Here is an 11,636-nt window from a genome sequence, read left to right as displayed (position 1 = left end):
CAAAAGTTAATAATTAAGTCAAGAAAATTTTAACAAAAATTAATCTTGTATTTCTAGCCATTGATTTAATAACTCGTCTAATTTCTTTTTATCATTAATTAATTGGCTAGTAATGCGGTTATATTTTTGAGGATTATCTAAATATAGATTAACGTCTTCAAGTTCTTGTTCTAAGTGTTTGATGGATATTTCTAGCTTTTCAATATCGTTTGGCAATGTTTCAAGCAAACGCTGATATTTATAAGATAGCTTTTTATTTAGAGGTTCTTTTTGAGAAGTTAGTGGTAGTGGTTTTGAAGCTTTTTTGGCTATAGGAGAGGTAGTAAAATACTGCTTATAATCTTCATAACCTCCTGTTAAATCATGAATTTTATCTTGAGCGAAAACTAAAGTTCTAGTAACTAACCTATCTAAAAAGTCACGATCATGGCTCACGACTATTAAAGTACCTGAATAATCTACAAGTATATCTAGTAAAATTTCCAGACTATCCATATCGAGGTCATTAGTCGGTTCATCTAAAATTAACAGATTTCCAGGGTTAATTAGAATTTTTGCAAGTAATAATCTATTAGCTTCACCGCCTGATAAAATAGCGGTTTTTGCATTAAGTAGTTTAGGATTAAACATGAATTGTTTTAAATAACCGGCAACATGCATGGTTTTACCGTTTGGCAAAAATACTTGATCACCGCCTGTAGGACATAAAGTTTGTTGTAATGTATGATTAGGCTCTAGTTTTTCTCTATGTTGATCAAAATATGAAATATCTAAATTACCGCCATATATAATTTTGCCGCTTTCAGGGGTAAGCTGTTTTGTTAGTAGTTTGATAAAGGTAGATTTGCCTGAGCCATTTGCACCGATTATACCAATTTTCTCGCCTTTTTTTACACGAAAGCTAAAATTATCAATAATTTTAGTATTTTTATAACTAAAAGTAATATTATCTGCTTCAATAATGAATTTACTTTTAGCTATATTTGCGGCAAGCTCTGCCCTAACTCTTTGTGTTGAACTAGCGAGTTTTGCAGTCTGTTCTTGTGTTATTGCTCTTAAAGCTTTCAAATCCGCAAGTCTCTTTTGATTCCGCTTACGTCTAGCAGTAACACCGGCATTTAACCATTCATTTTCTTGAGATAATTTTTTATTTAATTTCCGAAGAGCGGCTTCTTCTTGGTCTATGATAATTGTTTGCCATTCATCAAAAAATTTAAATCCTTTATCGGATTTACGTAAAATTCCTCTATCAAGCCACCAAATTTTATTAGTAACATTTGAGAGGAATGTTCTATCATGACTAATGCAAATAATAGCACCGTTATAAGATTTAACAAATTCTTCTAACCATTCAATTGTTGCAATATCTAGATGGTTAGTCGGTTCATCAAGTAGTAATATTTCCGGCTCTAATATTAAAGCTTTAGCAAGGCTTGCTCTTCTCAGTTGACCGCCTGAATAGGTGGATAAATTATCTGTTCCGTTGATTTGTAATTTTTCTAGAATTATATCGATTTGGTATTTATCTATTTCTTTTGTACTATCTGTTTGTTGTAAGACAAAATCATGAACAGTTAGATGAGTTTTTATAGAAATATCTTGTCTTAAATAACTGGTTGTAACTAAAGGATCTTGAAATAATTCACCGTTATCTAGCTCATAATCACCTGATATTACTTTCATTAAGCTTGATTTCCCGCAGCCATTACGTCCTATAAGACAAATCTTATCGCCTTTGTACAAATAAAGCTCTAAATCAGATAAAATTACTTTATCCGCAAAACTTAAGTTACCGTCTTTAATGTAATAAATTGGGGTCATAGTTGATTATTGGCTAGTTTTTATGTCATTCCTGCGCAAGCAGGAATCGAGAAAATAACCTTAATATTGGTACAAAATTACATATTTGATAGAATAAACATATAAAAACAAGTTTTTATATGTTTTCCTGGATTCCTGCTTTCGCAGGAATGACATTAGTTAAAGGTTGGTAGACGAAGTTTAATTTGGAAAAGCGCAAGGAGTCCATAAGACGAGGAGCGGAACGTATACTTTATACGTGAGTACCAGGGTGCTTATAGGACTTTGTGCCAATTTTTCAAATTAAACGAATATACTCTTAATCACTAAACTAGCATTAGTACCACCGAACCCAAACGAGTTGGAAAGCACGTAATCTATCTTAGTTTTCTTAGCTTTAAGTGCAACTAAATCTATATTCACCTCATCCATAGGGTTATCTAAGTTTAAGGTTGGTGGTGCAATCTGGTCTCTAATTGCAAGAGCTGAAAAGATAAACTCAACACTTCCTGCCGCACCAAGCAAATGTCCTATTGATGATTTAGTAGAAGACATTAAAACTTTGGGATTCGCTTCTAAAAATAATTTTTGTACGGCTGCTAATTCTATTCCATCACCAAGTGTAGTAGAAGTACCGTGTGCATTAATATAATCAATCATATCGGGCGTGATAGTTGCATCTAGCATTGCGTCTCTCATCGCTCTATAAGCTCCTCTACCTTCAGGATGTGGAGCTGTCATATGATAGGCGTCACCTGTAGAGCCGTATCCTATAACTTCACCGTAAATTTTAGCCCCTCGATTTAAGGCATGCTCATATTCTTCTAAGACTACAACGCCTGCTCCTTCACCCATAACAAAGCCGCTGCGGTCTTTATCCCAAGGTCTTGAGGCTTTTTCAGGATTATCGTTATATTTAGTACATAATGCTCTAGCAGCAACGAAACCTGCAACTCCAACAGGTGTAACTGGAGCTTCCGCACCGCCTGCGATCATAACATCGGCATAGCCGTGCTTTATCATACGCATAGCATCGCCTATAGCATGTGCCCCTGTAGAGCAAGCTGTTACTGCCGCTTGGTTTGGACCGCTAAAACCGTATTTTATAGAAACAAGACCGGATAAAAGATTAATTAATGAAGCGGGGATAAAGAAAGGGCTAACTTTGCCGTTATTTTCTTGATAAAGTTTGATAGAGGTATCTTCGATCATTTTAAGCCCGCCGATTCCTGAGCCTAATATCAAGCCGGTTCTATCACGAGATTTTTCGTCGGGTAACCAGCCGCTATCTTCAACTGCTTCGGTTGCGGCTGCTACTCCGTAATGGATAAATTTATCCATTTTACTTAGTCTATTAACGTCATCTGCTTGTGTGAAATTTTCAAGTTTAAATCCATCTTTCTCAGAGTTATCTATAAGTCCGGCAATTTTACACGCAAGTTTAGAAGTGTCAAATTCTGTAATAGTTTTTATACCGCTTACTCCATCTACAATATTTTTCCAAGATGAGCTAACATTAAGCCCAACAGGAGTAACAAGTCCAAGTCCGGTAATAACTACTCTTTTATTTGACATTTTTAATTATCTATTAGGGATTTAATTTATGCAGATTAAGATTGGCGTTCTTTGATATATTTTATAACATCGGATACGGTTTTAATTTTAGTGGCTTCATCATCAGGGATATCAATACCGTATTCAACTTCTATTGCCATCATTAACTCTACGGTATCAAGGCTATCGGCTTTCAAATCTTCTATAAATCTTGAATCCGTAGTTATTATCGATTTATCTTTATTTAGCTTTTCAGCAACCATTTCAATAACTTTCTGTTCGATCTTATCCGTTGTACTCATAATTTTGAACTCCATAAATCATTTAATTTTATATGCCGTATAATAGCAGTTATTCAGCTATTAGACTTTATTTTAACTGTATGAATATTTATTTAAAATATTCATCGCATTTTATCTTTAAAAGAACTTCTAGCACAAAAAATTATTTTATGCTAGCACAAAATAATCTTATTAATTTTTATACCATTAACATACCGCCGTTTACATGTATAGTTTGACCGGTAATATATGATGCCTGATCGCTTGCTAAAAATGCGACTGCGTTTGCCACGTCTTCCGGCATACCGTAAGTGCCTAGCGGAATTTTTTGTACTATAGCTTCTCTTTGTTGTTCATTTAGTTTATCGGTCATATCTGATTTAATAAATCCTGGAGCTACTGCGTTAACCGTAATTCCTCTGGTTGCAACTTCATACGAGAGCGATTTGGTCATACCTATTAAACCTGCTTTAGAAGCACAATAATTAGCCTGCCCGGGGTTACCTGAAATTCCTACTATTGAAGATATGTTAATAATACGTCCATACCTATGTTGTATCATTTTTTTTATTGCTTCACGATTTAAAATAAAATTTGCTTTTAAATTAATATCAATAACTTTGTCAAAATCTTCATCTTTCATTCTAATTGCTAGCGTATCGCTAGTAATACCGGCATTACATACTAAAATATCTAACTTTGATGCTTTAGATATTAAATTGCTACATTCTGCCTTATCGGCAAGATTACATACTTCTATCGTATAATTATCTTTTACAACCTTTCCAAGGGATTTTAATTTTTCCTCATTACTACTGCTAATAATTACATGGCTTCCAAGTTTGTGCAGTAACCTCGCTATAGCTCCGCCTATGCCTCCTGAAGCTCCCGTAATTAAGGAAGTTTTACCTGTTAAATCAATCATTTTCTTCCTCCGTTTGATCAAGATTTATATTAGTAATTTTTGACGATTTTTCACGTATTATTTTCTCAATTTCGTTGGAAATTTGTGGATGTTCTTTTAAATATTGTTTGACGTTTTCACGCCCTTGACCTATGCGTACGTTCTTGTAGGAAAACCAAGAGCCGGATTTCTCAACAATATCAAGCTTAACTCCAAGGTCGATTATCTCGCCTTCTTTTGAAATACCTGAACCGTACATTATATCAAAATCTGCAGTTTTAAATGGAGGAGATACTTTGTTTTTGACTACTTTTACTTTGGTTTGGCTACCTATTACTTCTTCTTTATCTTTAATGGAGCCGATTCTTCTTATATCGATCCTAACAGAAGCATAGAATTTTAAGGCATTACCGCCTGTCGTAGTTTCAGGACTACCGAACATCACACCTATTTTCATTCTGATTTGATTGATGAAAACAGTAATACAATTGGTGCGATTAATTGATGCGGTAAGTTTACGCAAAGCCTGGCTCATTAACCTTGCTTGAGAAGCCATTTGCGCATCACCCATTTCGCCTTCAATCTCTGATTTCGGTACTAAAGCCGCAACACTATCTATTATTATCATATCAATACCGCCAGAGCGAATTAACGTATCGGCAATTTCTAGGGCTTGTTCACCTGTATCGGGCTGTGAAATAATAAGCTCATCAATATTTACGCCTAATTTTTTAGCATAAGCAGGGTCTAATGCATGCTCGGCATCAATAAAAGCACATGTACCACCCTTTTTTTGAGTTTCTGCAATTAAATGCAATGTTAGAGTGGTTTTACCTGAGCTTTCAGGACCGAAAATCTCGATGATTCTACCTTTGGGAACACCGCCGATTCCAAGAGCTATATCTAGCCCAAGTGAGCCGGTCGATACGGCCTCTATATCAACATGCGGACGCTGCCCTAGTTTCATTACCGAACCTTTACCGTAGCTTTTTTCAATTTGTGCGAGTGCTGCGGCAATGGCTCTTTCCTTATCTGTATTTGACATAAATTTCCATATTATAAACTTACCAATTAAAATATAAGCTTGAGAAAGAAAAATCAAATTTTATTTATGTTATTGTGCTTGTAAGATTAAATCTTGACTTCCATACTAGGTGATGCTTAGATGTTAAATTTACTTGTGTTATGGTTAATTGATTTGGATTTGCTTATTATGTTACCAACTGAATTAACCTAGGACTATTAACAAAATAAATTTTAAAGCTAATTAAATTACTTGTTAACAGTCCTATAGTTCTCAAAAAAGATAGATTTAGTAAAACCCTTATTAAATAACTTATCAAATATGGTATCACAATTTCCGCAAACTGAATATATCGCTAAAGATAATTTATCATCTATATCTTATAAATTTAGATGGCATATTTTAATTATCTTAAGCATTTGCTTACTTTTTGTATCGATGGATGCTACAATCTTGTATGCTGTTATGCCTACTATGATCCTTGATTTAAAACCATCTAATTTACAACAATTATGGAAATCAATGCACATGCATTAGTATTATCAGGTCTTCTAATTACCATAGGTGCATTAGGAGATAGATTTGGTCGTAAAAGATTATTACTTTGGGGGCTTTTAGTTTTTTCCATCGCTTCAATGTTAGTTTATGTATTTGATAGCTCATGGGGATTAGTATTATGTCGTGCTTTACTTGGGTTAGGAGGATCAGTGATGGTGCCTTCCACTTTATGGATATTGCGTAACATTTTACTAATACACATGAACGTATGATTGCAATATCCGTGTGGGGCATAGTGGCAACCTTAGGGGCTGTACTAGGAGGAGTATTGGTTGAACTTTTAAGTTGGCAATTTGCATTTTTTATAAATGCACCTATTGCATTAGTAATTATTGCTTTTGGCATAGTTTGGATTCCTGAATCATCTAATCCTAGTAATGAACCATGGGATTGGATAGGAGTATTTCAATCGTTTTTTGGGATGGCAGCTTTAGTTCAAGGCATTAAGATGTTGGCTAAATACGGTATTATGAATCTAGCATCCGGCGGAATGCTATTAATTGGCATTATGTTACTAATAATATTTACCTTACGCCAACTTAAAAGTGATGATCCGTTAGTGGATATGCGTTTATTCTTAATTAGCAATTTTAGTATAGGAGTAATAGTTTATTTGCTGATTACGTGTGTTTTAGGATCCATAATGTATCTTATGTCCTTATGGTTACAGTTTATCAAAGGGGTTAAGTCCTTTGTATGCAGGTCTTTATATGTTGTCTGCAGCAGTTTTTGCTTTAATTGCATCTTTAGTTATGCCATATTTACTCACACGATTTATCGCACGTGTAATAATGTTTAGTAGGCTTATCTTTACTACTATATCATTGATTTTACCTAGTATATTAGACTATAGAGATTTATTATCGAATACTACATATCTTGGATTGCTTGGTATAGGAAGTAGTCTATGCCTCTCTACCACCGTAACAGTTATGATGAATGCAGTACCGGCAGAGAGATCCGGAGGTGCAGCAGCATTACAAGAAACAGCATATGAATTAGGTAATGTATTAGGTATAGCTGTTATTGTGAGTATTAAGTCTTTTATATATAGTAACAATCTAGTAATCCCTCACGGTGTTTCTGTATCAATGGCAGAAATAGCTCGTGACTCAAATCGGTGAAGGAATAATTATTGCTCAACAACTACCACGTTCATTTGCTCACGAATTAATTAAGGAGGTTAATATTACTTTTATAAAATGCATTTAATATAGTAGGTATTATTCTAGGAATAATCATGCTAATATTGGCTGGTGTGATTATGTATGTTCTTCCTCCTTTTAAAGCATCTACCTCTCTACATTAATGTGATGAAACTGGTATAGAAACCTTACCGTCTTTTGCTATTTTTGCACTATTTACCATAATTTTTATTTTCATTTAAAGTAAATTCTATGACGAGTCTTGAGATGGTTTTAGTATTTTGGTCAGACATATTTGTCCCCGATTGATTAAACTTAAACTGCTCAAGTTTCAACCACCGAAGAGAAATAAACTCTTGGTGGTCGGGGGAGTAAGAAAACCATCAACGATAGCCATAATAGCCTTTAGGTTCTAAGCTTTAAACCTTGGACATAACTATTATAACCCCGACCGGAATAAAGCCAAGGATTGCATCATTTTTATGGTCAATACAAATACCACGTTGATTAAGAGGTTCTTACGCCCTGAAATAGCATTTTGCTATTTCAGTTAAAGTTTATACCTAACTTTCTTTAAAAGTCAATCGATAACTTATTTTTTAAACTAACAATTTATTTATCTAGAGAATTTTTTATCTTTAATATACTAAATTTGTATATCGTTTTTTTACTAGATTCTTGCGGAAGCGGGCATGATATACGAGCCTTGCTGAATTATCTACTCGTCAAGTAGCAGAAACTAATAATACAAAAGGAATGGAAGAAAATAAGGTTGCAAGTAAAAGAGGAGGAAGTATAGCTAAAAACGCTAAAATGGTCTTGGAAAATAAAACCGGTAAAAAAGTAATCTCAACAGAGAATTATTTACCGTCTAAACTTACAAAATAACTAGACTATGTGAAGGAAAATTAATTTTTAAGCGATAATAAGATTTTTGCAGTAATAGTTGTCTCTATTTCAAAAAAATCTTATAATTTGCAGCCAAAAAAAGAAAAATAGATTAAATTGATTTTCCTTTACATAGCCTAGGCTTCATTTGAAATACTTTAAGTTTTTTAACCACCAATGCGCATAATTTTTGGTGGTCGGGGAGGTCGAAAACTGCCAAAAGTCAGCCACACTAGGTTTTAAGCTTACAGTCACCCTTAAGCTCTGGACATACCTAATATCTCCCCAGACCGTGAAGTCGAGGATTGCATCAATTTTGTGAGAAATGTTCTCACTTTTGGCAGAGGCTTTGATGCCCCGAAATAGCACTTTGCTGCTCTAAGTATCATTGTATATATAACTTTCAAAAAGTCAATGATGGTTTGTTATGGTACTAACAACGTTCTATGCTTCTATACCTGAGGAGTCATATAGTGATGATACATCGGCTAATAACGGCATTTCGCAATTTTGATAGTCAATATCTGTGTAACGAGGGTTAAATATCTCAAATATTTCTGTAATGCTTTCTTTATATTCTTCAGACTTGGGATTTGCTGTTCGTATAATTGTTATTAAGCGTGCAAAGTTGCTTATAGTCTTAAAACTATCATCACCGCCAAGACTCTTACATATTTCATGCAATATTCCGCTTAAAGAATCGAAGTTTATTGCTATAGCGGATGGGGAATTTAATTTTACAATTTCATTATTTAAATTAGTTAGTGGTAGTATTGAGAATTCATATTCCTTAATAGATTTTGCTAGTTTTATAATATCATGTAAATTATTAATTTTTATAACTTCATCTAATATAACTGCATTATTCTTAAAATTTTTATGTAGTAGTTCTACAAATGCTAATTCTTTATTCTGCATTTCTAAATCTAAATTTTCATTTTTTATATTTCTTCCCTTATACCAATCCCATCCATATTTAATGCAATACCCTAAGATAGTACCTACAGCTAATGTGCCTAATGCTACTCCAGCTATATAAGCACCGCTATATCCACCGTCATTTGTATCATCGTGAGGTCTTTCTGTAGTATGGTCAGTGTAAGCTTTACCGAGTTGATCTAAAATATCTTTACCTATTTCTGTAGGAGAGACATTATCTAAAGAGAGACCTAAGTGATTTAGAGTATTTGCAAGAGTATTTATAAACGATTCACGAGGGATTAAAGTTTCTTTATAAGCGTTATAGTTTTGTAAAGCATTCATAGCTGCTTCTTTAGTGCATTCATTTAAACCTAAGAAATCAGCTCCGCTAGTTTCGGTAATATTGCCTTGAGAGAACATATAATCATTCGTTACTTTATAAAGTTGACCAAGAATACTAGCCGTACCGTTTTGATGAGGTGTTACGGTTTGTTGTAAAAGTATATGAGGATTATTTTCAGCATCGATAAAAATATTATTTATTGGAGTATCTAAACCATTGTTGCACTCTTGGTGTAGTATTGCAAAATCATTTGGGAACTCATTGAAAGATTGTTCAATGTTTTTCCAATTACACTGTGCATTATCCACTATATAACCTTTTTTAAAAGTTCCTTCAACAGTACTATATACTGATGAAAATATAGTACCGCTTAATTTATGAATGATGTAGCTTATATTACCCGGTAAACTGCTTACTATTTCATTTCCAAATATAGGCATAACACATTTAAAATTTATATTTAATATAGATGTCATAATGTTACTCCTTATAATTAATAAAACGTGGTTTCTAAAGTATGTTAATGTTTTTGTCAAGATAAAGTTAAAATAAATTAATATATGGAAAGATTTGAGAAAGATGATTGTTATGCTGTAATGTTTCGTTTTTTCGTCATTGTGAGGAGAGGCAACGCCTCGACGTGGCAATCTCAGGCATTTTGTACTAGACTTCTTGCATAACCTATCTTATAAAGAGGAATTTGCAGGAAACGGATTCGAGTATCGGATTGACGTACAAATTACCTTTAGAAGGAGGTTATGCAAGAAATCTACTGTTTCATGAGGTTGCCACGCTCCTTACAGTCGCTCACAATGACGATTTGGTGTCCATGCAATAATACCTTGCGGGAATGACATAGAACGAGCTATACAATATTACTTACCTATGCAGAAATTTTTAAAGATCTCGCCTAGTATTTCTTCTACGTTGATAACACCCGTAATTGCACCGATGCAGCGTGCTGTCATTCTAATATCTTCAGTTGCTAGAACTAAATCATTATCTAAGCTAAAAGCCGTTAAATGTGAGAGAGCTTGTTGTAAATAGTTACGATGACGCTGATTTGTTATATAAGGAGTTTCGGTAAATCCTGCCATGTTTTCGGCAATATTTTCAATATTTTTTAATATACTTGAAAGAGCAATATTATTTTTTACTGACACTCTTAAGCATTTATATTTATTTTCAATAGAAAAGATTTTACTAGCTTCGATTAAATCGATTTTATTAATTATTATGATAGTATTTTCATCAATTAAATTAATAATATCTTCATTTATAGAGGAGTCTAATTTTTCGGCATCAAACATTATAATTTTAATATCTGCTGTTTTAGCTGAATTTATAGCTCGTTTTATACCTTCCTGCTCGATAATGTCACTACTTTCTTCTCTTATACCTGCTGTATCCTGTAAAATAATAGGATAGCCGCCAATGTCTAAATGTCCCTCAATTATATCTCTAGTAGTTCCTGCAATATTTGAGACAATCGCTATATCTCTCTGCATTAAGAAGTTTAGTAAGCTAGACTTACCAACGTTTGGCGGACCGATAATTGCAAGCTTAAGACCACTGCGGAGTAATTCTCCTTTTCTGTTATCATTAAGATATTCCGATATTGTATTTACAAGAATTGTATGAGTATTAGTAACTTCATTAAGGACGGTATCAGGTATATCTTCATCAGGGAAATCTATATAAGCTTCAAGCAGAGAGATAATTTTTAAAAGCTGACTACGCCAATTATTATATAATTCTTCAAGTTTGCCGCTTACTTGTCTAATTGCTTGCTTATGCTGCATTATAGTTTCGGCATTAATTAAATCGGCTATCCCCTCTGCTGCCGTTAAATCAAATTTGTTATTTAAAAAAGCTCTTTTGGTAAACTCTCCTGCTTCTGCCAAACGAATACCAGCTATATTTAATAATGCATTTGTCAGCATTATAGATATAGCTTTACTGCCATGCGTGTGAATTTCGACTACGTCTTCCCCGGTAAAGCTACCAGGTGACTTAAAATAAACAACCATAACATTATCGATTAGCTCTTTAGTTTCAGGGACTGTAATTTGTTGATAATACATTAATCTCGATTTAAAGTCCTTTCTACCGGTAAGTAGCTGTAAAACTTCTAAGCTTTTAGGACCAGAAATCCTAAAAACCGCTACGCCTGCTTTACCGAATGCAGAGCTTTGTGCAAATATCGTTTCCACTTATT

General features: G+C 33.8%; 12 protein-coding genes. 5 read left to right on the top strand and 7 right to left on the bottom strand.

Translation table 11 applies throughout. The features are described from left to right. Nucleotides 1-39: 39 nt before the first annotated feature. From A3305_RS01855 to recA, 5 genes are all read right to left on the bottom strand, one after another. A complete protein-coding gene (locus tag A3305_RS01855) occupies nt 40-1,821 on the bottom strand; it encodes an ABC-F family ATP-binding cassette domain-containing protein (protein ID WP_014392776.1) in 1,782 nt (593 codons plus the stop codon). 282 nt (nt 1,822-2,103) lie between these two features. Beyond that, nucleotides 2,104-3,375: a beta-ketoacyl-ACP synthase II gene (gene fabF / locus A3305_RS01850; protein WP_014392775.1), complete on the bottom strand. Its 1,272-nt coding sequence runs from the start codon at nt 3,373-3,375 to the stop codon at nt 2,104-2,106. 35 nt (nt 3,376-3,410) lie between these two features. After that, nucleotides 3,411-3,671, bottom strand: a complete 261-nt coding sequence (acpP, locus tag A3305_RS01845; protein ID WP_008579292.1) for an acyl carrier protein — start codon at nt 3,669-3,671, stop codon at nt 3,411-3,413. Nucleotides 3,672-3,834: 163 nt separating this feature from the next. Beyond that, nucleotides 3,835-4,560, bottom strand: coding sequence for a 3-oxoacyl-ACP reductase FabG (gene fabG / locus A3305_RS01835; protein ID WP_014392774.1), 726 nt, complete (start codon nt 4,558-4,560; stop codon nt 3,835-3,837). Further along, complete coding sequence (gene recA / locus A3305_RS01830; RefSeq protein WP_014392773.1) at nt 4,553-5,584, bottom strand: recombinase RecA; 1,032 nt, start codon at nt 5,582-5,584, stop codon at nt 4,553-4,555. The genes fabG and recA overlap by 8 nt, the downstream gene beginning before the upstream one ends. Nucleotides 5,585-5,884: 300 nt before the next feature. On the opposite strand from recA, the gene A3305_RS10030 reads away from it, so the two are divergent. The 5 genes from A3305_RS10030 to A3305_RS01805 all read left to right on the top strand — a co-directional run bounded on the left by A3305_RS10030 (nt 5,885) and on the right by A3305_RS01805 (nt 8,154). Next, entirely contained in the window at nt 5,885-6,100 is a 216-nt protein-coding gene (locus tag A3305_RS10030; protein ID WP_226983958.1) for a hypothetical protein, read from the top strand. Then, complete coding sequence (locus A3305_RS10025) at nt 6,076-6,333, top strand: MFS transporter (protein ID WP_014392772.1); 258 nt, start codon at nt 6,076-6,078, stop codon at nt 6,331-6,333. Before A3305_RS10030 ends, A3305_RS10025 begins: the two co-directional genes overlap by 25 nt. Continuing rightward, nucleotides 6,330-6,920 (top strand): hypothetical protein, encoded by a 591-nt coding sequence (locus A3305_RS10020; RefSeq protein ID WP_014392771.1) that lies wholly within the window; start codon nt 6,330-6,332, stop codon nt 6,918-6,920. The genes A3305_RS10025 and A3305_RS10020 overlap by 4 nt, the downstream gene beginning before the upstream one ends. Next, nucleotides 6,913-7,245, top strand: coding sequence for a hypothetical protein (locus A3305_RS10015; protein ID WP_014392770.1), 333 nt, complete (start codon nt 6,913-6,915; stop codon nt 7,243-7,245). Before A3305_RS10020 ends, A3305_RS10015 begins: the two co-directional genes overlap by 8 nt. A gap of 777 nt (nt 7,246-8,022) precedes the next feature. Continuing rightward, complete coding sequence (locus A3305_RS01805) at nt 8,023-8,154, top strand: hypothetical protein (RefSeq protein ID WP_014392769.1); 132 nt, start codon at nt 8,023-8,025, stop codon at nt 8,152-8,154. Nucleotides 8,155-8,598: 444 nt separating this feature from the next. On the opposite strand, the gene A3305_RS01795 is transcribed toward A3305_RS01805, so the two are convergent. Together A3305_RS01795 and mnmE are read right to left on the bottom strand one after the other, a co-directional pair. After that, nucleotides 8,599-9,894, bottom strand: a complete 1,296-nt coding sequence (locus tag A3305_RS01795; RefSeq protein WP_014392768.1) for a DUF5460 family protein — start codon at nt 9,892-9,894, stop codon at nt 8,599-8,601. A 399-nt stretch (nt 9,895-10,293) separates the two neighbouring features. Then, nucleotides 10,294-11,631 (bottom strand): tRNA uridine-5-carboxymethylaminomethyl(34) synthesis GTPase MnmE, encoded by a 1,338-nt coding sequence (gene mnmE / locus A3305_RS01790; RefSeq protein ID WP_014392767.1) that lies wholly within the window; start codon nt 11,629-11,631, stop codon nt 10,294-10,296. Between the last annotated feature and the right edge of the window lie 5 nt (nt 11,632-11,636).

The sequence above is a fragment of the Rickettsia amblyommatis genome (assembly GCF_002078335.1).
Classification (GTDB): Bacteria; Pseudomonadota; Alphaproteobacteria; order Rickettsiales; family Rickettsiaceae; genus Rickettsia; species Rickettsia rickettsii.
This window is presented reverse-complemented; position numbering and strand designations above follow the sequence as displayed.

Excerpts from the sequence above, each read along its gene's own strand:
- A3305_RS01855 (WP_014392776.1), bottom strand. The coding sequence starts at position 1,821 with ATGACCCCAATTTATTACATTAAAGACGGTAACTTAAGTTTTGCGGAT.
- fabF (WP_014392775.1), bottom strand. The coding sequence starts at position 3,375 with ATGTCAAATAAAAGAGTAGTTATTACCGGACTTGGACTTGTTACTCCT.
- acpP (WP_008579292.1), bottom strand. The coding sequence starts at position 3,671 with ATGGAGTTCAAAATTATGAGTACAACGGATAAGATCGAACAGAAAGTT.
- fabG (WP_014392774.1), bottom strand. The coding sequence starts at position 4,560 with ATGATTGATTTAACAGGTAAAACTTCCTTAATTACGGGAGCTTCAGGA.
- recA (WP_014392773.1), bottom strand. The coding sequence starts at position 5,584 with ATGTCAAATACAGATAAGGAAAGAGCCATTGCCGCAGCACTCGCACAA.
- A3305_RS10030 (WP_226983958.1), top strand. The coding sequence starts at position 5,885 with ATGGTATCACAATTTCCGCAAACTGAATATATCGCTAAAGATAATTTA.
- A3305_RS10025 (WP_014392772.1), top strand. The coding sequence starts at position 6,076 with ATGGAAATCAATGCACATGCATTAGTATTATCAGGTCTTCTAATTACC.
- A3305_RS10020 (WP_014392771.1), top strand. The coding sequence starts at position 6,330 with ATGATTGCAATATCCGTGTGGGGCATAGTGGCAACCTTAGGGGCTGTA.
- A3305_RS10015 (WP_014392770.1), top strand. The coding sequence starts at position 6,913 with ATGTTTAGTAGGCTTATCTTTACTACTATATCATTGATTTTACCTAGT.
- A3305_RS01805 (WP_014392769.1), top strand. The coding sequence starts at position 8,023 with ATGGAAGAAAATAAGGTTGCAAGTAAAAGAGGAGGAAGTATAGCTAAA.
- A3305_RS01795 (WP_014392768.1), bottom strand. The coding sequence starts at position 9,894 with ATGACATCTATATTAAATATAAATTTTAAATGTGTTATGCCTATATTT.